21 protein-coding genes and 1 tRNA gene are annotated in these 25474 nt (G+C 57.8%); 11 read left to right on the top strand and 11 right to left on the bottom strand.

The genetic code is table 11. The annotated features are described in order from the left end of the window. The first annotated feature begins 104 nt into the window (after window positions 1–104). From ACR0AU_RS09680 to speB, 9 genes are all read left to right on the top strand, one after another. Window positions 105–398: a (2Fe-2S)-binding protein gene (locus ACR0AU_RS09680; protein ID WP_170594320.1), complete on the top strand. Its 294-nt coding sequence runs from the start codon at window positions 105–107 to the stop codon at window positions 396–398. Beyond that, a complete protein-coding gene (gene bfr / locus ACR0AU_RS09675; RefSeq protein ID WP_170733085.1) occupies window positions 346–831 on the top strand; it encodes a bacterioferritin in 486 nt (161 codons plus the stop codon). The genes ACR0AU_RS09680 and bfr overlap by 53 nt, the downstream gene beginning before the upstream one ends. Beyond that, window positions 791–2338, top strand: a complete 1548-nt coding sequence (locus tag ACR0AU_RS09670) for a di-heme oxidoredictase family protein (RefSeq protein WP_170733086.1) — start codon at window positions 791–793, stop codon at window positions 2336–2338. The genes bfr and ACR0AU_RS09670 overlap by 41 nt, the downstream gene beginning before the upstream one ends. 3 nt (window positions 2339–2341) lie before the next feature. Further along, entirely contained in the window at window positions 2342–3352 is a 1011-nt protein-coding gene (locus tag ACR0AU_RS09665) for an imelysin family protein (RefSeq protein WP_480795616.1), read from the top strand. Between the two features lie 3 nt (window positions 3353–3355). Next, window positions 3356–4441: a DUF1513 domain-containing protein gene (locus ACR0AU_RS09660; protein WP_170733088.1), complete on the top strand. Its 1086-nt coding sequence runs from the start codon at window positions 3356–3358 to the stop codon at window positions 4439–4441. Between the two features lie 102 nt (window positions 4442–4543). Next, entirely contained in the window at window positions 4544–6433 is a 1890-nt protein-coding gene (gene speA / locus ACR0AU_RS09655) for a biosynthetic arginine decarboxylase (RefSeq protein ID WP_480592700.1), read from the top strand. Between the two features lie 22 nt (window positions 6434–6455). Beyond that, entirely contained in the window at window positions 6456–7667 is a 1212-nt protein-coding gene (locus ACR0AU_RS09650) for a saccharopine dehydrogenase family protein (RefSeq protein WP_170392571.1), read from the top strand. 109 nt (window positions 7668–7776) lie between these two features. Further along, on the top strand, window positions 7777–8946 hold the full coding sequence (gene nspC / locus ACR0AU_RS09645) for a carboxynorspermidine decarboxylase (protein ID WP_480795742.1): 1170 nt from the start codon (window positions 7777–7779) through the stop codon (window positions 8944–8946). After that, the gene (speB, locus tag ACR0AU_RS09640) at window positions 8943–9785 is read left to right on the top strand and encodes an agmatinase (protein WP_170733090.1); all 843 of its coding nucleotides are present in this window, start codon (window positions 8943–8945) and stop codon (window positions 9783–9785) included. Before nspC ends, speB begins: the two co-directional genes overlap by 4 nt. Here speB and ACR0AU_RS09635 read toward each other — a convergent pair. Further along, the gene (locus tag ACR0AU_RS09635; RefSeq protein WP_170733091.1) at window positions 9782–10372 is read right to left on the bottom strand and encodes an HD domain-containing protein; all 591 of its coding nucleotides are present in this window, start codon (window positions 10370–10372) and stop codon (window positions 9782–9784) included. The two genes, speB and ACR0AU_RS09635, sit on opposite strands and share 4 nt — an antisense overlap. A 102-nt stretch (window positions 10373–10474) precedes the next feature. On the opposite strand from ACR0AU_RS09635, the gene ACR0AU_RS09630 reads away from it, so the two are divergent. Further along, window positions 10475–11308: a LysR family transcriptional regulator gene (locus ACR0AU_RS09630; protein ID WP_480795615.1), complete on the top strand. Its 834-nt coding sequence runs from the start codon at window positions 10475–10477 to the stop codon at window positions 11306–11308. Between the two features lie 2 nt (window positions 11309–11310). Here ACR0AU_RS09630 and lptF read toward each other — a convergent pair whose 3' ends face one another. The 8 genes from lptF to ACR0AU_RS09590 form a co-directional block, all read right to left on the bottom strand. Further along, window positions 11311–12450 (bottom strand): LPS export ABC transporter permease LptF, encoded by a 1140-nt coding sequence (gene lptF, locus ACR0AU_RS09625; protein ID WP_170402212.1) that lies wholly within the window; start codon window positions 12448–12450, stop codon window positions 11311–11313. A 72-nt stretch (window positions 12451–12522) separates the two neighbouring features. Continuing rightward, window positions 12523–13938 carry a flavin-dependent monooxygenase QhpG gene (gene qhpG / locus ACR0AU_RS09620; RefSeq protein WP_170733093.1) on the bottom strand — a complete coding sequence of 472 codons (1416 nt, stop codon included), beginning with the start codon at window positions 13936–13938 and terminating at the stop codon, window positions 12523–12525. A 4-nt stretch (window positions 13939–13942) separates the two neighbouring features. Next, a complete protein-coding gene (locus ACR0AU_RS09615) occupies window positions 13943–15253 on the bottom strand; it encodes a radical SAM protein (protein WP_480795614.1) in 1311 nt (436 codons plus the stop codon). After that, window positions 15250–17010, bottom strand: a complete 1761-nt coding sequence (locus tag ACR0AU_RS09610; RefSeq protein ID WP_170733095.1) for a ferritin-like domain-containing protein — start codon at window positions 17008–17010, stop codon at window positions 15250–15252. Before ACR0AU_RS09610 ends, ACR0AU_RS09615 begins: the two co-directional genes overlap by 4 nt. Further along, window positions 17003–18676: a hypothetical protein gene (locus ACR0AU_RS09605; RefSeq protein ID WP_170594301.1), complete on the bottom strand. Its 1674-nt coding sequence runs from the start codon at window positions 18674–18676 to the stop codon at window positions 17003–17005. The genes ACR0AU_RS09610 and ACR0AU_RS09605 overlap by 8 nt, the downstream gene beginning before the upstream one ends. A 39-nt stretch (window positions 18677–18715) precedes the next feature. Next, on the bottom strand, window positions 18716–20281 hold the full coding sequence (locus tag ACR0AU_RS09600) for an FAD-binding oxidoreductase (RefSeq protein WP_170733097.1): 1566 nt from the start codon (window positions 20279–20281) through the stop codon (window positions 18716–18718). Between the two features lie 120 nt (window positions 20282–20401). Beyond that, entirely contained in the window at window positions 20402–23707 is a 3306-nt protein-coding gene (locus tag ACR0AU_RS09595; RefSeq protein ID WP_480795613.1) for an adenylate/guanylate cyclase domain-containing protein, read from the bottom strand. Window positions 23708–23935: 228 nt separating this feature from the next. Then, window positions 23936–24011: transfer RNA gene (locus ACR0AU_RS09590), tRNA-Trp, on the bottom strand. A gap of 142 nt (window positions 24012–24153) precedes the next feature. On the opposite strand from ACR0AU_RS09590, the gene ACR0AU_RS09585 reads away from it, so the two are divergent. Next, window positions 24154–24858: a DUF374 domain-containing protein gene (locus ACR0AU_RS09585; protein ID WP_170402235.1), complete on the top strand. Its 705-nt coding sequence runs from the start codon at window positions 24154–24156 to the stop codon at window positions 24856–24858. 34 nt (window positions 24859–24892) lie between these two features. On the opposite strand, the gene ACR0AU_RS09580 is transcribed toward ACR0AU_RS09585, so the two are convergent. Next, window positions 24893–25114: a hypothetical protein gene (locus ACR0AU_RS09580; protein WP_170420395.1), complete on the bottom strand. Its 222-nt coding sequence runs from the start codon at window positions 25112–25114 to the stop codon at window positions 24893–24895. A 270-nt stretch (window positions 25115–25384) separates the two neighbouring features. Continuing rightward, on the bottom strand, window positions 25385–25474 hold a 90-nt coding region (locus tag ACR0AU_RS09575; protein ID WP_211330766.1), incomplete at its 5' end, for an EF-Tu C-terminal domain-related protein.

Genomic DNA, 25474 nt, shown 5'->3' with positions numbered 1-25474 from the left:
GTGCTCTCGGCCTTTCTCAACATCGAGTGTGGCGTCTTGGCACTGGACGCGCCCACAATAACCTACTATTTCACTAGGAAATAGCATACCCCGACTGAGTCGCCATGATCGTTTGCCAATGCACCAACATCTCTGACCACGACATCCGAGCGGCGATCGATTGGATGCGCGCGGCAGACCCACAGACCATCATCACTCCCGGCAAGATCTATCATGCCCTTGGCAAGTCAGCGGATTGCGGCGGATGTATGCCGCTTTTCCTAGACACAATGCGCGCAGACGATAATCTTAAAGTCCCCATGCAGCTTCGGTCATTGCGATCCGAAGTATCACAGGAGAAAGCACATGAAGGGCGATCCCAAGGTCATAGAATACCTCAACAAATCACTGCGGCATGAACTGACGGCGGTCAGCCAGTACTGGCTACATTACCGCCTGCAAGAGGATTGGGGGCTTGGCCATATGGCCAAGAAAAGCCGTGAGGAATCCATCGAGGAAATGGGCCATGCAGACAAGCTGATCGAGCGGATCATCTTTCTGGAGGGCCACCCCAACCTGCAGAAACTTGACCCACTCCGCATCGGGCAGACCCCGAAAGAAACACTGGAATGCGATCTAGCCGCTGAACAAGACGCGCGGGCGCTTTATGTCGAAGCGCGGGAATACTGCCGCGAGGCCGGCGACTATGTGTCCATGGGCCTGTTCGAAGAATTAATCGGCGACGAAGAAGGACATATCGACTTCCTCGAAACGCAGCTCGACCTTTATGAAAGGATTGGCGAAGCCAATTATGCGCAACTTAACGCATCCAAGATGGACGAAGGCGAGTAAGCTTGCCCTTGCATCGGTGGCCGCACTCACGGCCACCTCTTCCCAAGCCACCGAGCTGCGGGACCCTCATCTAAATTTCCTTCCAAGATCAGCCGAAGAACGCGCCCGGATCGACGCTGTCACAGCAACGCCGGACGACTTCAGTGTGCCGCAACGGTTCGAAGAACTGTCCGCTGGTGCTGCGACCGTGCGGGCGCGCACTGATGCGGACGCGTTTTCTCAGCCCTCCGCCAATTTAAGCTTCGAACAGGAGCTGGACTTCAAAGTCGGCAACGGGTTTTTCAAAAAGATCTGGGTCTCGTCTCCGTCGTCCACTCTGGCTTCGGACGGTTTGGGTCCGCTATACAACGCCCGCTCGTGTCAGCGCTGTCACATCAAGGACGGTCGCGGTCATACGCCTAACGGCCCGGATGACAATGCCGTCTCGATGTTCCTGAGAGTTTCGGTTCCCGGCAAGCCAGAGGGCGCGCCTGCCGAGATCGAAGACTATATCGCCACCCTGCCTGATCCGAGTTATGGCACTCAACTGCAGGATTTCGCTCTGGCAGGCCATCCCGCAGAATATCGGCTGGACATCACGTATGAGGAAGTCCCCGTCGCGCTGTCCGACGGCGAAACGGCCTCGCTTCGCCGCCCCAGCTATAAGGCCGCCGATTTGGGCTATGGCCCGCTGCACCCGGACGCGATGCTTAGCCCTCGAGTTGCGCCGCAGATGATCGGACTGGGGTTGCTGGAATCAATTCCGGTTGAGGACTTGCTGGCCAAAGCCGATCCTGATGACGAAGACGGCGATGGCATCTCGGGCCGTCCGAACATCGTATGGTCGACGGAATTTGGCGAACCAATGATGGGCCGCTTTGGTCACAAGGCCGGGATGCCCACGGTGATGGAGCAATCGGCGGCGGCCTTCGCAGGTGATATCGGCATATCAAGTCCGCTTTACCCCGCGCCGTACGGCGATTGCACCGAATTACAGGCCAACTGCATCGATGCACCGCACGGAGACAACGATGCGCGGGGATTCGAGATTGACGCGATTGGCATGGACCTCGTCGCCTTCTACAGCCGCAATCTCGGTGTTCCGGCGCGCCGAGACACCGATGACCCTGAAGTGCTGCGCGGGAAAGAAGTGTTTCTTGCCTCGGGCTGCGCATCCTGCCACACGCCTGCATATGTCACCCACAGGATGCCCGATAGGCCCGAACAGAGCTTCCAGCTTATCTGGCCCTATACCGACCTGCTGTTGCACGATATGGGCGAGGGTCTGGCCGATAACCGCCCCGAGGCCCGCGCAACGGGCCGCGAATGGCGCACGCCGCCTTTGTGGGGCATCGGCCTGACCCAGCGCGTCTCGGGCCACACCCAATTCCTGCACGATGGTCGCGCGCGATCCCTGCTTGAAGCCATCCTTTGGCATGGTGGCGAGGCGCAGGCCGCCCGCGACACGGTTGTTTCAATGCCAAAAGCCGACCGCGACGCCCTGATCCGCTTTCTTGGGAGCCTCTGACCCATGCGTAGCCTTACTTTCGCCGCCGCCCTGCTGGTGCCCTTGGGCGCCTTTGCTCAGGATCGTGCTCCGATTTTGATGGATGTGACCGAAACGCATATTCTACCGCGCTTTGCAGAGCTGGCTGACGCAACCGGTGCTTTGTCGACCACAGCCCAAACAGATTGCGAATCGGAGTCAGACGACCTGCGCGCTGATTACGCCACGGCATTCGATAGCTGGATTTCGGCCAGCCATTTACGTTTTGGGCCGTCCGAGGCTGACGATCGCGCTTTTGCACTGGCTTTCTGGCCAGATACCAAAGGATTCACGCCCAAAACCCTGTCCCGACACATCGCCAGTGAAGACACTGCCGTCGACGACCCTGATGCCTTTGCCGAAACCTCAATCGCCGGGCGCGGCTTTTTTGCATTGGAACGAATGCTCTTTGATCCAGCGATGACAGAACAAGGAAGCGCCGACTATCGTTGCGCGCTTATCCGCGCCATCACCACTGATATCAACCGAAATGCCGTCGCGATCAACGCGGACTGGCAAAGCTACGCACCACGGCTGACGCAGCCGGGGGACAACAGCCCCTATCGCACGGGCGATGAGGCGATGCAGGAGCTGTTCAAGGCGCTTACAACGGGGTTAGAGTTCACAGCCGACACACGCATTGGACGCCCTTTAGGAACATTCGAACGTCCGCGCCCGAACCGTGCTGAAGCGCGGCGGTCCAAGCGGTCGTTGCATCATGTCACGCTGTCTCTGATCGCCCTGCGTGACTTGGCCGCCCGTCTGTCCTTTGACCACCCTGAGATTGCTGCAGATCTGGATGCCGGTTTCGCGCGGGCCATCGACCGGGCTCAATCACTGGACGACCCCGCCCTCGCCGGTGTTGCGACACCGCAAGGTCGCGTCCACATCGAAGCGCTGCAGCAATCGATCAACGACATTCGCGAGATCGCCGCGACCGAGCTTGGCCCGACGCTCGGCATCAGCGCCGGATTCAACTCACTGGATGGGGATTGACCATTGACGAACCGCCGCGAATTTCTTGCAGGCCTTGGTGCCGCCAGTCTTGCTTCGGTGCCGGGCTGGGCGTCCGTCGGCGCGCCCCGCTATCTGGCCGCTGCCTTATTCCCAGATGGTAGCTACCGCCTGTCCGGCCTGGATAACTCGGGCGCAGTTTTGTTCGCTATACCGCTACCCGCGCGCGGGCACGCGGCCGCGGCCCATCCGTTCAAAGCCCAAGCGGTCGCCTTTGCCCGCCGCCCCGGGACCTTTGCAATTGTAATTGATTGTACAGATGGTTCTGTCCTAAAGCGGCTGGAGGCACCCAATGGCCGCCACTTCTACGGGCATGGTGCATTCTCGGCTGATGGAACACAGTTTTTCACAACCGAAAACGACTATGAGGCCGCAGAAGGTGTGGTTGGCGTCTGGGACGCGATCAGCTTCGCACGGCTGGGAGAGTTCTCGTCAGGTGGGATAGGCCCCCACGACATGCGCTTGCTGCCCGGTGGCGACATACTGGTCATCGCCAATGGCGGCATCGAGACACACCCCGACAGCGGTCGGACCAAGCTAAATCTGCCAACGATGCAGCCCAACCTGAGCTATCTCGACATTTCGGGTTCGATATTGGAGCAAGTAGAGCTACCCCGCGCGCTGCACAAAAACTCGATCCGCCATCTTGCGGTGCGTGACGATGGTCTAGTGGGTTTTGCAATGCAATGGCAAGGCAGCCAGACCAAGTACCCTGCCCTTCTGGGGCTTCACCGAAGGGGCGAAAAGCCTCGCCTTTTGTCAGCGCCCGAAACGCAGCAAAGAGAGTTGCAATGGTATGCTGGCAGCATTGCCTTTTCCACCGATGGCCAATCGGTTGCGATCACCTGTCCGCGAGGCGATGCATTGCACCGTTTCGACGTAAATAGCGGAGCATTCATCGAAGCTTTAGTGTTCGAAGATGTTTGCGGTTTAGGCGCCGGCAAGGCTGGGTTGGCGTTTACCACCGGAACCGGTGCATTTGGCACTCTGACGACCACCGGCGCCGAAATCAACGCGCGGTCGGATTGCCAGTGGGACAACCACCTGATCCCGATCCGTACATACGGCTAGAATTCGGCAGCGAACCCTCTCACAGTTTACACTTGGACGAATCAAACCGCTGCCGTATTGGCAGGCGCTAAACCAGCACACCCAAGTTAAGGACTGATCTGATTGAAACAGACGCCCGACGCACCGCATTCCATCTACGGGGTTGAGAAATGGGGCCATGGCCTCATTGAGGTGACAGAATGGGGCGAGATAGCTCTGCGCAATCCGATGGCCCCCGAAGCCGAGCCAATCAGCCTGCCGGGTATCCTCAGCGATCTGGACGACCGGGGGATCAAAGCCCCGATGGTCTTGCGTGTTGCGTCTTATCTAGAGCATGAAATCGCGCACCTGAACGAGAGCTTTGCCGAGGCAATCGCGCGCGTAAACTATAAGGGCCACTATCGCGGTGTTTTTCCGATCAAGGTGAACCAACAGGCGCAGGTGGTCGACCGGATCGTCGAGTTCGGCAAGAAATACAATTATGGCCTTGAAGCAGGATCAAAACCTGAACTGGTGCTGGCCCTGGCCCATCGCCTGGCCCCCGAAGCGCTGATCGTCTGCAATGGCGTCAAGGATGCTGAATTCATCCAATTGGCGATCCTGTCTCGCAAGATCGGGTTCAACACCGTCATCGTGCTGGAAAGCCCAAAAGAGGCCAATACCGTCATCGAGGTCTATAACCAACTGGGGATCGAGCCCCTAATAGGCGTTCGGGTCAAATTGACCAATCAGATCAGCGGCAAATGGGAAGAAAGTTCGGGCGACCGTTCCGCCTTTGGAATGAACACCGACCAGCTTGTTGCCACCGTGGACAAGCTGAAAGCGGCGGGATTGCTGCACTGCCTCAAGCTGCAACATTCGCATCTGGGTTCACAGGTGCAAGACGTTAACGATGTGCGCCGCGCTGTTGGCGAGGCATGCCGGTATTACACCGAACTCTCGCGTGAAGGTGTACCACTCAGCTACTTGGATCTCGGCGGCGGCATGGGGGTGGATTACACGGGCGAAAAAAAGGCCGCGGAAAACTCGATCAACTACACGGTCGAGGAATATTGCGCCAACGTAGTCGAAACCGTGGCTTACGCCATGGACGAGGCTGAAATCGACCACCCCACATTGATCACCGAAAGCGGTCGTGCGGTGGTTGCGACGTCGTCCATGCTGGTCTTCAACGTGTTGGAAAGCACACTCTACGACGCCCCGGACGGACCAATGGCCGAGCCCGATGACCACCACATGGTTTCGGACCTCGCCGCAGTACACGGCTATCTCAGCAAGGATCGGCTGCAGGAATGCTGGAACGACGCAACCTTCTATCGCAATGAATTGCGCGCGCTTTTCAGACGCGGGTATGTCGACCTGCGCCAGATGGCCCGGGCCGAGCGCATCTACCTGTCCCTTATGGCCCGTCTCAAGGCCTTGGCGGCAAGTGATGATCTGGACACGGAAGTGGATGACCAGCTTGAGAAGGTCGCAGACATCTACCATTGCAACTTCTCGCTGTTCCAATCCCTCCCCGATGTCTGGGCCATCGACCAATTGCACCCAATCGTGCCGCTGCAAAGCTTGAATGAAACACCAGACCGCCGCGCGGTCCTGTCCGACATTACCTGCGACAGCGACGGTAAGATTGACCGGTTCATTTTGGCCGACGGCGTGTCCCCCAGCCTGCCGGTGCATTCGCTGCCCGAAGAAGGCGAGTATTTCATGGGCGTCTTCTTCGTTGGCGCCTATCAGGAAACACTTGGCGACCTACACAATCTGTTCGGCGACACCAATGTTGTCACCATCGACCTGCGCACCGACGGTGGCTTCGACTTGCTGCATGAACAAGAGGGCGACACAATTTCTCAAGTCTTGTCTTATGTGGAATTCGACCCGCAAGACTGTGTCGCCGCGTTCCGCAAAATGGTGGACGAGGCGATTTCGACCGGTACTCTGCAAGCCAAGGACCGAAAAACCCTGATGAGCGCCTATCGCGACTCGATCAACGGCTACACCTATTACGAATAACCCCTTGAGAGGAGACTATCCCATGGGCAAAACACTGGTTGTCGGCGCGGGCGGCGTGTCCCACGCAGCCGTGCACAAAATGGCGATGAATTCGGACATCTTTACCGAGATCACGCTGGCCAGCCGCACGAAATCGAAATGCGACGCCATCGCAGCGGCCGTTAAGGACCGCGTCGGTGTGGACATCGCGACTGCCGAGTTGGACGCCTACAAGGTTGAAGATACAGTCAAACTGATCAAAGAAACGGGTGCAGAAATCCTCGTAAACCTGGCCCTGCCGTATCAGGATCTGGTTCTGATGGACGCGTGTCTTGAGGCCGGCATCCACTATCTCGACACCGCGAACTATGAGCCCGAGGACGAGGCCAAGTTCGAATACCACTGGCAATGGGCCTATCAAGAGCGGTTCAAAGAGGCTGGTTTGACTGCCATCCTCGGCTCGGGCTTCGATCCGGGTGTTACATCCGTCTTCGCCAAATGGCTGAAGAAGCACAAGTTGGATACGATCCGTCAGATCGATGTGCTGGACGCGAATGGCGGCAGCAACGATCAAGAATTCGCCACCAACTTCAACCCGGAAATCAACCTGCGCGAAGTGCTGGCCGAGGTGCGCCATTGGGAAAACGGCGCATGGCAGCACAGCCCGGCGATGACCCACAAGGTCGAGTTCGACTTCCCCGCCATCGGCCCCAAGAACATGTACCTGATGTATCACGAGGAACTGGAGTCGCTCAGCACCCATTTCCCCGAGATTGAGCGCGCCCGCTTCTGGATGACCTTCGGCGACGCCTACATCACCCACGCCAAGGTGCTGGAAAACGTCGGTATGACTCGCATTGACCCGGTGATGCATGACGGCAAGGAAATCATCCCGATTCAGTTCCTGAAAACCCTGCTGCCCGATCCCGGCGATCTGGGCGCGGAGACCAAGGGCAAAGCCTGCATCGGTGACATCGCCACAGGTCAGGCCAAGGACGGCTCGGGCGAAAAGACCTATTATATCTACAACATCTGCGATCACGAGGAATGCTACCGTGAGGTCGGCAGCCAAGCCGTCAGCTACACCACCGGCGTCCCCGCCATGATCGGTGCGGCGCAGGTGCTGAAAGGCAATTGGCGCGAACCGGGCGTGTGGAACATGGAGCAACTCGACCCTGACAACTTCATGGACATGCTGAACGAACATGGTTTGCCATGGCAGGTCCACGAACTCGACGGCCCGGTTAACTTCTAAATCCTCGCCCGGCGGCAACGCCGGGCAGCGCCCGACCGTCCCCATGGGCGGGCGCTTCGCACCCACCCGCGGTCAGGCACTGCCTTCCGCACTGTCCGGAGATAACCTCTTGTCCGACATGATGACTACACAAGCCGGAGATGCAGGAGCTTTCCGCAGGTTTGATCTAAACCGCATATCTACCCCCTGCTTCGTGGTCGATGAAAAAGCTGTCGAACGAAATCTGAACATCCTTGCCGATATCGGCACCCGCTCCGGCGCTCACATTCTCGGAGCCCTCAAGGCGTTTTCGATGTTCTCGCTGGCCCCGCTTGTACGCCAATACCTTGGCGGCACCTGCGCTAGCGGCATCTACGAGGCCCGGCTGGGCCGCGATGAATATGGCGGCGAGGTCGCCACTTTCTGCGCCGGATACAAAGAAAGCGACATCGACGAAATCCTGTCATTGTCTGACCACATCATCTTCAACTCACCCGCGCAAAAGGACCGCTTTCTGGCAAAAGCCCAAGCCGCCGGCGTACAGGTCGGTTTGCGCATCAATCCAGAACATTCCGAAGGCGAAATCCCCAAATACGACCCTTGCGCGCCCTGCTCGCGTCTGGGCACGCCGGTCAGCCAATTGACCGCCGAGACTATGAGTGGCGTGGACGGGCTGCACATGCACACGCTCTGCGAACAGGGGTTCGCGCCGTTGCACCGGACATGGGACGCGGTTGAGCCAAAGCTCAAACCGTACCTTGGCCAACTCAAATGGCTGAACTTCGGCGGCGGGCATCATATCACCCGTGATGACTATGACCGCGACGGGCTGGTCGCCTTCATCAAATCCATCCGTGAGATACACGGTATCGACGTCTATCTGGAACCCGGTGAGGCGGTGGCCCTGGATGCGGGCATTCTGGTTGGCGAAATCCTCGACTTGCCGACCAACGGGATGACCCTTGCGATCACCGATATCTCGGCCACCTGCCATATGCCGGACGTCATCGAAGCCCCCTATCGCCCCGCCCTCATGGATGAGGCCGAGGCAGGCCATACCTATCGCCTGGGCGGCCCGTCCTGTCTGGCGGGCGACGTGATCGGTGACTACACATGGGACAAACCACTGGAAATCGGCCAGCGCTTTGCCTTCCTCGATCAGGCGCATTATTCGATGGTCAAAACCAACACCTTCAACGGAGTTCCGCTGCCGACTATAGCGCTGTGGAACAGCGAAACGGACGAACTGAAAATCATCAAACAGTTCGGCTATGACGACTTTAAAGGCCGCCTCTCATGAGTATTTTCCTCGACAGTGAACTGTCCGCATCCGAGCGCACCGAGGACGCGCGGTTCCGTGTGATCCCGGTGCCGCTGGAACGCACTGTATCTTACGGCGCGGGCACCGCCAAAGGCCCGGACGCAATTATCGAAGCCAGTAATGAACTGGAACGCATCACTGGCCACGCCGAGCCCTGCGTCGAGGGGATCTTCACCGAAGAACCCGTTGACTGCGATGCAGCGTTGCCAGAGATAATGGAACGCCTAGCCCAACGCACGGAAGCGGCCGTTCGCGCCGGCAAAATCCCGGTGACGCTAGGTGGCGAGCATTCACTTAGCTACGGCGCAGTGTTGGGTGTTGCCCGCGCTCTAAACCAACCGATTGGTATCGTGCAAATCGACGCCCATGCTGATCTGCGCAACGCTTATCAGGGCGAGAAACATTCTCACGCCTCAGTCATGCATCTTCTTGCCGAAGAAGGTATCCGTCTGGCGCAATTCGGCGTTCGCGCCTTTTCGACCGAAGAAGCCCAAAGCCGCCTGAAAAATCACGTGTTTCATGTAGACGCCGAAGAACTGGTTACCGGCAACATCCACTCGGTTGATCTGCCCAAGGATTTTCCCGAACTGGTGTACGCCAGCTTTGACGTCGATGGGCTGGACCCGGCAATCATGCCCGCCACTGGAACACCCGTCCCAGGCGGGCTGGGATATTATCAAGCCCTGCGCCTGGTGGAACACGCCCTGAAGGGCCGAAAATGTGTGGGTTTCGACGTCGTCGAACTGGCCCCGAACGGCAATGCCGCCTGGGATTTTACCGCCGCCCAGATCGTCTATCGCCTGATGGCCGCCTGTTAAGCCTCGGCGGTCTCATTCAGTTCCATGTGCCCTTCGCCCTTGTTCAGAACGCGGCGTAGCATGGGTTCGAAGAACTCCAGCGGTTTGGTCGGATAATCCGGGTCGAACGCCTTCTGATCATATTCATGACAAAAATAGCGGCAGTCCTCCCAATACGGGCTGTCGCGATATTTGTCGCGGGCATTCCGATCACCACCTAGATGATGATTGTAGTAGTAGCCCTGAAACACGCAGTGGTGCTTGAGAATCCAGTGTGTCTTCTCACTGACATAAGGCTTCATCATAGCGGCGGACAGTTCCCCGTGATTATAAGGCGACAAGATATCGCCGGTGTCATGGATCAGGGCAGCCACAACCAACTCTTCATCAGCGCCGTCCTCATACGCTCGTGTCGCGGCCTGTAGGCTGTGCTGATAGCGATTCACCGGATACGGCGTCCATTCTTCATCCAGTGAACGAATGGCGTCCAGTATGCGATCCGGCAAAGCAGCGTTGTAGCTCTCTTCATACTCCATGACCGCATCCCAGTCGGCCTTGGTCGCCTCTTCAAAACTGGTCCAGGTGGGTTTGTGGCTCTTGTCCAGCATGGTGCGAATCCTTTGGCTGCATTCATCCAATCACCTTAAGGCGGCAGTTGCAGGCAAAAAAATGAATTGATTTTATCAATACGATCAAAAAATACTTTCGGTATGCAAACCAAATCTCTGGAAACTTTTTTGTGCGTTGCCGAAACCGGCGGGTTTCACTCAGCGGCCCGTAAGTTGAACATCACACAAACCGCGGTCAGCGCCCGGATTAGAGCCTTGGAGGACGCAACAGGCAAACCGCTATTCTCGCGCGGGGCCGGGGGTACGGTTTTGACCGAGTATGGCCGCCAATTCAAACCCTACGCGGAACAGATGCTGTCTCTGTGGTCGTTCGCGGCCAATGACCTGCCTGATCAGGTTCAGAATCGGTCGGCATTGCGACTGGGCGCCCAGCTGAGCGTTTGGGATCCATTACTGGTGGATCTTGCGGTTCGCTTTGAACAACGGTTCGGGCAATTGTTGCTGACCCTGAATTACGACCATGACCTGGATATGGTCGACGCCGTTGCGACCCATGTGCTTGACGCTGCACTGACCCACGAAAAACCTGCAGACCGCCGCGTGATCTTCCATGAACTTCCGCCCGAACGGCTGTCTTTGGTTCAAAGCAGGAAGGATGCGAACACCGACGCTGAACGGGTATTTGTCAACATAGAACTGGGCGAGACCTACCGGGATCATGTCCGTTCCACAGCGCGTCTCGCGACAGGGCAAACTATCTTTCTGGGTAATTGCTTGATGGCTTTGCGCTATCTCCTACAGCGTGGCGGGTATGGGTATTTCCCGGACTATGTCATCACTCAGCATCTGAACTCAGGCGAGCTGTTGCGCGAGAAAGATGCGCGCGACTTAATGCTACCGCTGTATTTGGTGGTCCGTTCGGACAGTCAAGAAGTTGAAAACATCCTGCAGTGCCTGGAGGAACTTCGCCGCTGACTTCAGACCGGTGACGGCTTTGGTGCTCCGTTTCGAACCCTTTTTCGCATCAAGGGTCGCCCCGCGGCCAGTAAAAACAGAACCGACACAAGCACGCCCATAACGGCGGGAAGATACAGCAAGCCCCAAAGTCTGGGATCATTGATGACGAACGGGGATACGAATCCCCGAACCCCCTCAAGCAGGACCAGAATGGTAAAGGCACCCAGGATCTGAGGCCAAAGCCCAAAGCGCGAAAAGCTACCCAGCATCAGGGTCGAATATCCGACCAATGCGACCGCAATACATATTGCAATCCACGAGAACCTCTGGTGCAGCTCATCCACCAGATGGCCGATGCTGTGATCATCTTTCACTGAGACCGCTTCGCGATCCCAGATCAACTCGACCGTCGGGATGGCTTCAAGGCTGCGATGGCCCATACTCGAATTCTGGGTCAGTTCGGAAATGTCGTAAGAGGCGTCTTCGAACAACGTGGATGACAGCGTGTTACCAGCCTGATCATACCGCAGCGCAATCCCATCCAGCATAACCAGATGAATGCCCGAAGCCTGATTGACCAGATAGGCCGTAGCACTGGAATAACTGACCGGGTTAATCCCATCGCGACGGTCCGAGACGAAGACTTCGCGCAGCGTTCCGTCCAAATCGATATCGCCGATATAGACGGTTACACCTTCTGCTGGATGCAAGAACTCGCCCTCATTCAACAGCTGTGCGGTGACATCTCCGGCAACTTCATCCTGTCTTAATTCCAGTTGATCAACCGATGCAGGTCGCAGAAAGACGCTGATGACAGCCATCATCAGTCCCGCACTGAGCCCGAACACCAAGACCGCTCGCGCAAGTCGCCACGGGCTGGAGCCTGTTGCCAGCATCACCGTCATCTCGCTTTCGCGGCTCAAACGGTTGGTTGCGTAAACAGCGGCCGCAAACACAGCCATGGGCATGACCGTCCGGATCAGCGTCGGCAAGGTCAACGCCGTGAACTCCAGGAATACCATCGCCGATTGGCCGCCGCTGATGACCCGATCAAAAAGGCTGACTGAACGCGTGATCCAGAACACCCCGACAAGCACAAGGGTGAAAAAGCCAAACAGCACCAGCAATTGCCGCAGGAAATACCCATCAAAACGCGACATGCGACCTCTTGTTTCTTGGCGATTGGCGTTGCGGCGGACTTTAGGTGATTCAACGCGCCGAGGAAACCTCGATTAAGCCTGATCAGCGGCGGGGATCACGATGCGATGATACCAAAGCCAGCGCAGAATGCGCGACGCCGTGTGTGTGGCCAAAACCTCTGACCAGCTCTTGATGATGTTCAAAGTGGTTGTCGGGGCGCCCAGCCGCTCTAGCAACGGTCCCAGCATTGCGCCCTCCAGATTTGCAACTGGCCTTGGAAGATTCGGGTGCCCTATGACAAGGCCGGGTTCGATATGCGAAGCGGTTTGCACGCCGGAAGTGATGAGCTTGGCCTGAGGTGACAGGATGAGGGGCTGATCATCACGCAACGCCTCCGTGTTTGGATCGAACGCTGGAGACTTTACCCAATCCAACGGCTTTGCGCGCTCAGCCCAGAAGTGCGAAGGATCGACAGCATGCTGCCGTGCATAGAAATCGGCTGCGAGCGCTGCATGGGTCTGCACACGCTCGAATTGCCGATCCGCATAAAAAGACAAGGCCAGATCACTATGATCGGGGGTTGTCAGAAGCGTGTTCACCACAGCTGCGGCCTGCACCGCCTGCCCCATCGCCAATTGCACCCCCTGCGACGACAACGCGTCGACCGCGAAGCTGGCCTCTCCGACCCGCAGAAGGTCGCGCGTTGGTGGTGTTGTCTCGGCCTGGCTGGTCGCATCCGCCCGCCGCACAGGCCCGATACGGCGCTGTTCCAGACAGGGCGCTAGTAGTGTCGAACGGGCCAGAAGATTCAGATAGAGATCGCGTCGATCTGCGGGTGGCAGCCCGATGCAGGCGTCGGGATCGACAAAAACCATTGCGTTGACCACTCCTCCCGGTAACAACGCGCCCCAATACCAATGTCCTTGTCCCGCCTCGACCCGGGCTTGCGGGCCAAAGCCCGGCGGCACGTGCCAATAAGCATAAAGCGCCAACAAAGGTTGGGATGCAGGGAGAAACCTGCGGCCCAGCCCGGCTTGCCGTCCCGCTGCGTCCAGCAGGATTTGTGCCTGGATCCGAAAGGCGCCCGTGTCGGTCCGAACGGGAATCTCCCAACCAGAATGCTGGCGCACCGGGCGGTATGCGCGCGCAGGTTGGACGACCTGCGCCCCTGCCGCTTGTGCTGCACGTAACAGCACCGCATCAAACTGGCCCCGGTCAACCAAAAGTCCGGGGTGATCACCGTCGACGCCGCGACGTTCGAACGCTCCGGCCCAATGCAAAAGCGATCCGCTTGCACGCAGAAAACCGGTTTGGGAAACGGTTTCGTCGACCCCCAACAGTTTCAGGATCGGCCAGATTGATGGCGGCAATGACTCGCCGACATGCTGGCGCGGGAACGTTTGCCGCTCGATCAGGCAGACACGCCGACCTAGCTGAGCCAACCTCAGCGCAGCAGAACTACCTGCCGGGCCGCCTCCGATCACGCAGATTTCGGTCTCAATCTCCATCCGTTCAGGCAGAGGCCACCTTAGCGGACACGCCAAAATAATCCGGACGTGCTTCGGACAAGCGGACATAGGCTTGAAGGCAATAGTGCAGCCAACCTCGAATGTAGTCGCAAGCGGGGCGTCCGCGATGGATGACCTCGTGATGACAGCCGCCGCCGCACAGATACCGCGCCCAGCAAGTGCCGCACGGGGACTGGGTGTGCACGTGACGGTTCGTCAACCAATTTTCTCGCCGAAGATCAGGGCCATTATAGACATCGCCCATGGCTCCGGCTTCGTCTTCAACAAAGCGATGGCAGGCGAACAGGCCGCCATCAGCGGACACGCCGAAATACCCGCCCCCTGCCCCGCAGGCATAGGGCCGATGGGTGCCTCGGTGGATCTCCTGCATCGCCACTGCCATGTTCGAGAATGGGTAGCGCCGCCCTTCGATTACCGCCGCCTCGAAAACTTCGCCGCAACGGATCATCTGCGATAGTATCTCGTCCAAATCACTCCGGTTCAGTTCATGCTGACCGTTGGGCGAGGCGAGCATTAGCGAGAATCCAATCGAATGAAATCCCATTCCCACAAACCGATCCAGCGTCTCTGGCAGGTTCATATTCTGCGGCGTAACCGTTACCCGGGCACCAACCTGCATACGGTGTTGAGCTGCCAGCAAAGGCTCGACCCGTTTCAGGATCGTATCAAAACTACCCCGACCGCCACGATTTGGGCGCAGCTTGTCATGGACCTCGCCCACGCCATCCAGACTGATGGTGACAGCAAATCCATGCGCTTCGAAAAACGCCGCATCCTCGGGGCGTAGCAGGGTCCCGTTGGTTGTGATCGAGAACCCGACGCTCAACCCGTTGGCCTGCGCCTGATCGACGGCATATTCCGTAGTGCGTTGCACCAGATCACGGTTGATCAGAGGTTCTCCACCCAAATAGGCAAGGTTGATCCGCACACCGGGTGCGGCTTCGGCCACCAGCCGATCAACCGAAGCCTTGGCGACTTCCCATTCCATATTCCGCGCGGGTCCGCCAAATTCTCCCCCTTCAGCATAGCAATAAGTGCAAGCCAGATTGCATTTCTGCGCCACTGCCAGTGACAGCGACCTCACGGGCATACTCTGAGGCGGCGTGTCATCGATGAAAGATGTTCCATCCAATCCCATGGACCTGAGGAAAGCGCTCTGACTTCTCTTGTCCATCGTTGCGAATTGGTCCGCCGTCCCCTCAGGCACATCAAACACGCGCGATCCATCAACGGCCAGCATGTGATCTCCATGCCCTGTGTCAAAGAAATGCACCTGCGCGGCGGGTGGGATCACGCCTTACCCTCCGTCCAGAACGGGATGCCAATCCCCTTGGCGGCCAGTGCTTCGCCCTCGACGCGGAACAGCTTCATATCATCGCGCACCTGCTGGATGTAGGCCTGGGAGTCTTCAAATTTGCCATCCGCTTCAAGCGTATAGGCGTTGGCTAACCCATCCTTGACCTTAGCGTAGAGTTCCAGCGCCGTCCTGGCCTCCTCTTCAGTGCCAACCTCAATCTGACGCAAATAGGCAGGCGTGCCTTCTCCCGTATCGTATTTGGCCAAAACGTCCTTCATTTGACTGAAGCGCAGGAAGTGCTCGTCCCCGTCAGTGTCGATCCGTACCGCCAGCGCATAAAGGCGGCGCTCCGGGAACAAATCCTCCTGCTCCAAAGTCGCCACACATTGCGCATAAGCGCGGTCGATAAAGCCTCCGGGGCGCTCGATCTCGATGAAATCCGCAAGCGCTTCGGCCGTCAGTGGCCTCAGTGCGCGCGGCTGCGTCTTACCCTTGCCCGCCGGCAGAGTTTCGGACGGGGTCAAGATGGGTTCATACCCCTCGGGCTCAAGCTCCCAAAGCAACTGGTTCGCCCAGCGCATATGGGTCATCTCGCCAATCGCGACCTCCAGCACCGAACGCCGGGCAAATATCAGATCGTCTTTCAGCGTCGGCCATTTTTGGGTATCCGCCGTTTCGGGATCCGCCAGCGAGAAAAAGGCATAAAGATATTGCAGGCTCAGCGTCATCTCCATCGCGGCCAGACGCGTCTTGAGGTCCTCGATCATCGCCTGCGGCGTGTCATAGGGCTCCACGCCTGGCATTTCGGGATCAACTTCATAAACCTCGCCCGTTTCGCGGCCTTCAACGACGATAGGCAATTCGCTCCACATCTGATTTACCTGATAATGGTCAATCTGGTAGGGGCGGTTTTGTTCGACCGTATTCAGCGCCGCGACTTTACCGGACGGAGACTTGTCCGAGCGCAGCCAATCCAGATAGGTCTCGGCCTCGATCGGGTTCTTTGACTGACCCGAGGGCAGCTGATCGTCATGCGCCACCTCAGCCATCACTACGTCGGGGTGGTTCGAAGGCCAGTAGTGGCAGCCGCAGTCGCGGAAGTCATGGGACCACGGATTGCACAGGCTTTGCGTCAATTCTCCGGGATCATAGGCTTCGCTGAAGACACCCGCCTCGGTCCGGTACTGGCGGCGGAATCCGTGCAGGACGACCTGCTCGGTATCCACGATGCCATCATGATTGCGCCGTTCCAGAGCAATGCTGACCGGTTTGTCATCACCATGTTCCAGACTGCGGATGAACCGCCAAATCATCAGCCCGTCATAGGGTGTGCCGTCTTCCTCCTTGAAAGTGATGCGCTTACCGCTCTGCTCGACCCATGACAGGAACCAGCGACCTTGGCTGAGCTTTGCGCCGATGTCACCGCTGTAGGCCTCCAACAGCGTCTGCACCCACTCCTCGGGGCTGTTGTCAGGCAGCATCGGATCATAGAAATAGTCCACAAAAACCAGATGGAAGCCCTGTGAATTCTTCGGCGCCTCGGGCACGGGGTTCAGCGGCACCCGCGCGGCGTTGAACACCAGACCGGGGAAAAAGCGGCGGTCCAGGTTGCGCACATCCATTTCCAGACCGGGAAAGCAATTCCCCACCGATCCGTCCAGTCGCGTGTTGTCGGGGTTGCCCGGTACCTTATAGGCCGCGCGGGCGGTCAGGTTGCGGGGTTTAACGCGGATTTGGCCGGGCTGATCAGACATTCTGAGCCTCCGTTTCCTGTGCAACCAGATAGTCGATGAACGAGATCACCAGATGGTACTGCCTGCGCGACAGCGACAGCGGGTAATAGTTGGAATCGCGCATATAAGGCGGCATCCGCGCGTCGTGCATCGAGTCGCGGATAATCCGAGGATCGCGAAAATCCGGGTTCGGGTTTTGATCAGGGTTCGGGTCGGTTTCAAGCTCGGTCAAGATACCATATGGTGGACGCAGCAGCGTTTTAACGAAATCCGGGCGACGGCGCAGGAAATCCAGCAGGTTGGCCTCGTCGATCAGTTGCTCATGCACGAACTTCGTCGCAACTGTATAGGGCAGCCGATCATTGGGCACGGAGTTCGAAAAGACCGAGATCGGTTGCGGGCGGATCAGTTCGTCGATCTTGTCCGGCGGCCTTGCATCCTCCTCCGTCATGGATTTCGCATCGGTTGACGGCAGGCCCGGCGTCGGGGAAATCCCGGTTTTCGCCTGTAATTTGGCATTGTCCTTCAAACCTTGCGCGCGGATATCGTCGAGGTTGATCAGGCTGTTGGTCTCGAAGGCGCGGCGGAAGATATCGACCACCTCGTCTTTGGCCTGGGTGTAGTTTTCTTCAGTTACCGAGATTAGCGACAGATCACGATCGGCCAGATCATCCTCAAGGCTGTAGAACGGCCGCGCATCAGGTGCAAAATCGGGTGGTCCGGTCATGATCGTGGCGCGCGCGGTCAGGCGTTCGCCACGTACAGCCAGCGTCGCCTCGATCACGCCATCGCTGGTGTCATCGGCCACTCCCCAGGATTGGTCATTGCCCACACGGGCACCGTCGTAACTATCGTGCGGCTCAGGGTCGTCCGAGGTGCCGGACATCATGATCCATTTCGACCAAGGGGTGTCGGGGTTCAGGATGCGGTTCTGTTCGGGCACGATTTCGTGGATGCGACCATATTCCGATTTCGGCGGGTCGTTCTGATAGCCCGGTACGGCCAGCGTCGCCGGACCGTATGCAGCATCAGGCGGGCCATAAACCTCACCTTTCGGAGGCATAAAGCGCAGGCGCAGGATGCTGCGGTCGATGAACTCCCCTTCGACCGGTTCATCATGACCCTGCACAGGATGCATCACACGGATTGAGCCTAGCGGGATCGGGTTATGCTCATAGACCATCGGCTGTTGTTCGGACGTATACGGGCTGAAGGCCAGCAGGGGTTTCGGGGTGAAATCCTGACCCGCAATCTCGACCCGTGCACGAAACCCGCAAGCCGCGTCGCCAGTCCGGCGCTCGGCCTTGGTGTTCCCGACGGTGACCGAATAGCGCACGTTTTGCAGCGACAGGCCCTGATCGTCGAGCAGATCGAGCGTCACCGGTGTCTCATATTCCTCGCCCGTCTCGGCATCATGCATCCGCGCCCACAGCTCAAAGAACGGGGCAACCGGGCGCAACGCGCCGCCTTCGTCGCGAAAGCGGATTGTGTCGGGATCGGGAAGATAGGCAGTGACACTGCCATCTTCAATCTCGCGAAAGGTTATGTTCGACCGGATGACCGTTTTGTTGTTGCCATGGGCATCCATGTCCTGCTGCCACTCATAGCTTTCCAGCGGTGTCTCACCCGGTCCAAGACGGGCAACCGCCATGGGTGGCAGAAAGAAAATCTCTTGGATCGTGTCCATACTGGGCCCTCCCCCGTTTGGCCTTGGCAGCCCCCGCTTTCAGGGGTTCGAATAGCTCTCGTATGTGATCGTTGGGTCGTCGAATATCGACTTGGACGTATCTCGGATGATGTCTGGCGGAGCGTCATCCGGCACAGGCGAAATGCTCTGCTGATAATGGAAGAAATTATGCGGGTCGAATTTCTGCTTCACGAACAGCAAAGAGTTGAAATACTCGCCCCAATATTGCCAGCGATAGTTCTTCTGAGTCCGCCGCGGATAGTTCTGATAGACGCGGTCAATGAAATAGCCTTCTTCGGTCATCAGTTTCATGAATCCGTCGAGCCACGGCACCACGATCTCTTTTTCTTCTTCCGACACCCAGAACACATCGACGTAGAAGTTCAGCGACACATCACGGTGAATGAAGGCATTGCCTTGTTTGCCCAACGGCATCCGATTGATCGCCCCCCCATAGGGTTCGATGGCCACAGCGCCATAAGCGTTGGGCGTGCTGTCGAGGTAGTCTACGACGCGCTGCCATTCGGCTTCGTTGAGCTGGCGTTCAATATATCCGGCCTGCTTATCTTCACGCGCCTGATCGGGGACGACGGGGATGTCATATTTGTCGTCATACAGCCATGAGTTGATTTCTTGATAGGTGCCATAGTTCTGGTCGTCCTCACCCATCTCGCCGCCGATTTCATCGCTCAGCAGGGGCTGAACAAACGCGTTCCCCTCTTCGGACGTGCCATCATAGAGCGCCGACACCAGCAGCACCTTTCGATCTCCCTGATAGGCCAGAAAGATATAGGCCCCGAAACGGTCATCTTCGCAGGTGCGCATGTAGTTGGCCTGCAGGTACTCCAGTGCCTTGGCGGCTTTGTCCAACGGCCATGTGATGTGGCAACCCCAGACTTTATACAGCTGGTGCAGCTGGTAGCGGATTTCCAGCAACACGCCAAAGTTATTGCCGGTCCCGCCTCGTATGGCCCAGAAGAGGTCGGAGTTCGTTTCTTTGTCCGCGATCACGATACTGCCGTCCCACAGCATGACCGTGACACCCAGAACGCTGTCGCAAGCCATCCCAAGCCGGCGTGAGGTAAAGCCATAGCCGCCGCCCATCATGAAACCCGCAACGCAGACATCCTGACAGGCCCCGCCCGGCACGTGCAGGTGATAGGAGTTCAACTCCGAATTCAGCATCTTGAACGGCGTGCCCGGACCGACATAGGCCATCGGCACCTTTGGATCGACGGTCACGTAACGCATTCGGCTGGTATCCAGCACCATCTGGTTATTGACCGAATACCCCGCCGTGCTGTGACGCCCTGACCGCGCAACAACCCACAGGTCATGCTCACGCGCGAAAGCAAGGCTGGCGCGTACATCCTGAATGGTCTCGCAAAAGACGATGATCTCTGGGTAGTCCTGGAAAGCCGGATTCCAAACCTGCCGGTCATTGTTGTAATCCGCGTCGGTCGGCAGAGTGACCGTTCCGATCAGTTTCTTCTCAAATTCACGTATCTCATCGGGCGTGATCGAATGGTACTGCTGCAGCGCCAGATCGGTACGGCTTTGCGCCAAGACATCCTTGGCCAGAAGTGTTTTGCTGATCTTACGCATTAGGTCTCCTCATACCACAAGAGCGGGGCGCCGGACTGGTGACCCAGCGCTAAAAAGTCGAAATTCAGGTATCATCCCAACTCTGCCCGCGCCCAAGCTGGCAGCAAGTTGGCCTTCGGGTCAAGTAATCGTTTCCATCAACGCTCGTGCGTCTTTGAGGTCCGGCAGTTGGGCATCTTGATGGAAATGCGACATGACCGAATTCAACGCCTCACCAACCGGTTCGCCTCGGTGTTGCCGCCACTCCGCCAACGCAACCGCCGCACGAAGCTCGTAAAGCCGCGCGCCTTGCCTTTGCGCTGTTTCGATAGCACGCAACAGCAGTGGTTCAGGATCGCCCCCGGTCTTGGCTACAAGGGCGGCCTCAATACGCAGTTGATCGGCCTCGGCCCATTTCTCTTCGGTTTTACTCAGGACTTTTCTGGCGTGCGTCAAAGTCTGATGCGCAGCGTCGTGATGGCCGGCGTTTGTCTGAATCTCGGCAATCAGCGAAGGGAAGAAAGTCTTGTAATTTCCGGCCCCAACCGACCACCAGTCTTCCGACGCCTGACGCAGGTCCTCGATATGTTCGACTTCAGAGGTCGTGGTCGCCTTTGCCCAGCTTTCCCATAGCCGCGCAATGGTCGCCATAAAGGGTAGCGAATGCTCCTCGGCGACTTCGGACAGCGCCTTAACATCCCTTTGCAATGCAGGAATGTCGCGCGCCAGCAGGTGAACCTTGCACATGTAAACCAAGATCTGCGCCACACTATGCGCGTGTTTGAGGTTCTTGGACCATTCCAGCGCTGTATTCTGCACCTGCAGGGCATCTTGATGCCGACCCATAAGGCAATAACATGTGCCCAGAAATGCTGATGTAATCGCGGCATGATCCGTTCCATAGACATAGGCTAGCTGGCTGTGCTGATCAAAATCATAAAGCGCCCAAGCTTGCTCAAGATGGCGCTTTGCATCTGACAGGTTGCCCAGATGCAATTGCACCGCCCCCATGGCGCGATGACCGACCATGCGGTGTTCGGTCTTGCCGCTTGTCGCCGCCAGATCGAGGATCTGCGCAGCCACGCCTTTCGCCAATTGATATTCAGCACGCACAAGATGGAATGCATATAGCCCGTTGAGCACAGGAAACAGCCGCTCGGTCTCGTCAGCTCGGTGACATAGTTCGCGCAGACGCCCATAGGCCTCACCCGTCGCATCCCCTGAAATACCGCTTGTTGAGCGCAGGACACCGGCACGTAGAATCTGGATGTCGATCTCTTGCAAATCCCGTGCACGGCTCTTTGGCAGATCGGCAAGCTGATCCAGAGCTTTCGACAGATGGGTCAACGCCTCGGCCTGGGCCGAGCGTTCGATCGCTCGACGCCCCGCGCTTTGCCAGTGCATCACGGCCTCATCCGCGCGTTGGGCCAACGTATAATGCTGTGCCAGAACCTCGGGCTGAGTCTGGGCCAGTTGCGGCTGGTTCTCTAGCAACGCACCCGCCGCGCGGTCATGCAGCGACTGCCGTTCCGTGCGCAGCAGGCTGTCATAAGCCATGTCGCGAATCAATGCGTGGCGGAAGATGAACTCATCCTCTGCCGCATCCGGGGCTTGAAGAATGATCCCGGCCGATGAGAGCTGTTCCAGTCCGGCCTGCAGAACCGTCGGAGACAGAAACGAAACAGAGGCCAGCAACGCGATCGAGAACTGCCGCCCGAACACGGCGCCGGTTTGCGCCACTTCTTTGGCCTTGCCCAAACGGTCCAAACGCTCCATCAGCGAATCCTGCAACGTGCTGGGAACTGAAAGCGATGGCAGGGGGCCGCGTACAACATACCCCTTGTCGCTCAAGCGCAATTGCCCCGATTCCAAAAGACCGCGGGTCACTTCCTGAACATAAAGCGGAATGCCATCCGTCTTGGCCGCAATAAGGTCGCAAACCTCGGGTGGTACTGGGTGCCCCCCCGCCACCTCAGCTACGATCTCAGCCACATCCCGATTGGTCAAACGCTTGAGAGGTATACGCAGGGTATTGTTGTGGTGACCCCAACCCGGATCGAAACCGGTACGTGCTGTTACGACGATCAGCACCGGTAGGTCCCGAATATGTTCGATCACCCGATCTGTAAGAGACAAGGTGGTCGGATCAACCCAATGCGCATCTTCGAACAATAGCAACACCGGTCGTTCTCGCGCTAACGTTGCAAGCTGTTCTGTCACTGCCTCCAACGTCTTCTCAAGCTTCACTTGCGGCGGCAGGTCGAGAGGCCCCAGCGTAGCATCAGCATCAATGCTCAACAAATCGGCGATCAGGCGCACATGCTCAGGCGGGTGATGGCGCAAGAGGTATGAGAGTTTTCCCAGTTTATCCTCATCGTTGTCTGTCGGCGCAAATCCTGCGGCGCGTTCCAGATGCTGAATGATCGGATAAAGTGCCGAGTTGGCATGAAAGGGCGAACACTGGAAGTTCAGGCGAAGCGCACCTTGATCCAGCACTTCTTGGCTAAGCCCCTCAATCAGGCGTGATTTGCCGATCCCTGCCTCGCCAGTGACAAGAACCGATTGTCCAGCGCCCTGACTTGCCTCATTCCATTTGTCGGTCAGCTTGCGGAACTCTGCCTGGCGCCCAATGAGCCGACCAGAACCGGCATCAGGCATTATGTCAAATCTGCGCTCGATCCGCGCCTGCCCTGTGACGCTCCAGGCTTGTATCGGTTCCGAAAACCCTTTCAGTGCGAAAGACCCGCGATCCTGCAGTTCAAATGCATTGCCCACCAATCTGCGAGTGGACGGGCTGATGATCAGTGTATTGGGCTCGGCCAAACTCTGCAAACGTGCTGCCAGATTGGGTGTACGCCCCATGACCACGTCATGTTCCTTCAACCCTTCGCCATGGATCTCGCCCACAACGACAAGACCGGTCGAAACACCGATCCGCGCAGTCAGACGCTCCTGGCCTTCCATGCGATTCAATCCTTCAAGAATATCCAGACCCGCATGAACGGCGCGCGAGGCCGCATCTTCCACCGCGTGAGGATACCCGAAATAGATCATCGCCCCGTCACCCATGAAATCGGCGATATGTCCACCAAAGCGAGCAACCGAGGTCGAGCAAATTTCCTTGAACCGCCGAAGCAGCTCCCCCAAGTCTTCGGGATCAAGCCGCTCGGACATGGCAGTCGAGCCAACCAGATCAACAAACATAACTGTCAGTTGCCTCCGCTCGGCGACAATCTTCCCGCTGCCTTGCACCGGGGTCGGATTGGCATCCCGCGCCTGCCCCAATGCGGCCATCAATCGGCGCCTTGGTCCAAGTGGCAGCCCAAGGTCGATCAAATCATGTTCGGAGAGATGCGCGAGATCGGCCAATGTAACTTCGTTCGACGCGAATACCGGCGCATATTTCGACAGCCCGTGTTCTTCAAGGAATGCGTCGATCTCTGTCATTATCCCCGTTGTCCCCGATCGTCTCCGGGTTCCCCTACCCGGTCAGGCTTGCATATTGTGACACAAAAGCCGAACGACTTTAGCACATTAGCTGGACAGTCCTGATGGCTTTTCCTTCAGCCTTGATCAAGCTTTTTCTTTATTGCCGCACACGTCAAGTGAATTGCGCCACACGTATGCACCAAGCCCGCGCCTCTGTTGCAGGAATTTCGCTTGTCCGGTGGGAAATGGCAGGGGCAGCAGGGTTCGAACCCGCGACCTACGGTTTTGGAGACCGTCGCTCTACCAACTGAGCTATACCCCTAGGCTGGGCCATCAGATATGACAGAGGCGCAGCGGACTCAAGAGGCTTTTTGAGTTTTCCGAACACTTTACCGCTGACAAAAAAGTTGCGCCCGGCGCGCAGTTCTTTAAGACAAGGCTCGGCCAGCAGGAGGACCGCAGCCTTGAGCATCCGCAAGAAAATCGCAGACAGCGAAGCCGTGCTGAACTGGGTCGCGCGACGGATCGCAAGCTATATCCGGTTGGTGCATCGCAACACACGCTGGCAGCGCATCGGTTACGAAGAGCTGGATCAACTGGCCGAACAGGGCGAACCGGTCATCGTGGTGCTGTGGCACCAGAGACTGGCACAATCGCCATATTTCTTCCCTCTGGACAAGGGCCGCATCTGCTCGATCACTTCGGCAGCGCGCGCGGGTAGCATGGTGGGGCGAGTGCAGAAGCTGTTCGGGATGGATACAATTGCAATGTCCAGCCGCAAGCGCCACGTCGCCTTGTCGCGCGAAGTGCTGGGAAAGATGAAACAGGGTATCTCGATTGGCATTGCCGCCGACGGCCCTCGCGGACCCGAGCGGGTATCCTCGACCGTACCGCTGGTCTGGGCTCGCACATCAGGTAAACGAGTTTTCGGCATCACCTATTCCGCGCGGCACGGGCGCGAAGCCGGAACTTGGGATCGTCTGCTGATGCCTCGCCCCTGGCGCAACGACGGCGTATTTCTGTGCCGCGAATGGACCGATCCAGTTCCACGCAAGGCCAGCGAAGAGCAGATTGAGGCCCTTCGTCTGAGCCTTGAGCAGCATATGAACGACATCACCGCCGAGGCCGACCGGATGGTCGGACGTGAGCCATGGGCAAAGAGCATGTGAACCCAGAACCCGGCGTGAAACGACTATTGCGCCGTTAGGCCGCGTCTGCGCTGGTTTTGACCGAGGTCGCTCCTCTCGCCATGCTGTCCGACATTTCAGCAAGCTTGATATCAAATCGCTTGCGCTCTCGGCAAAAGTCGCTGATTTTGCACTCAACTTCCTGTTCGTCGTCACCGAGAACAGCGGCTCGCATATCATCCAAATCCTTGCTGTGAAGGATTTGCGTTCCATAGTTCAGAAATTCAAAACCAAACATCTTAGTCTCCCCTGATCGCCGGGACGCACTTGATTTGCGCGTCACCCTTGCTGTTGCAATAGAGAGCTGGGAGTTCAGTCTTCGTTTGGAGTGGACGGTAGATTAAGAATGCGAGATCGACAGCTGTTTTGTTCAATGAACTCAGCTTGCCCGAGATCATTCGACGAATAATCTCAATGCGCCGAGAAGATTGGATGAGAAAAGGCCGCCCCATGTGGAGCGGCCTTCTTTAGTTCACCGATTTGTCGGGCCAAAGCCCGACTGCCGTGATTACTCGATGATTTTCGAGACGACGCCGGCGCCGACGGTGCGGCCGCCTTCGCGGATCGCAAAGCGCAGGCCGTCTTCCATCGCGATCGG

Source organism: Ruegeria sp. CG1 (assembly GCF_056537265.1).
This window is presented reverse-complemented; position numbering and strand designations above follow the sequence as displayed.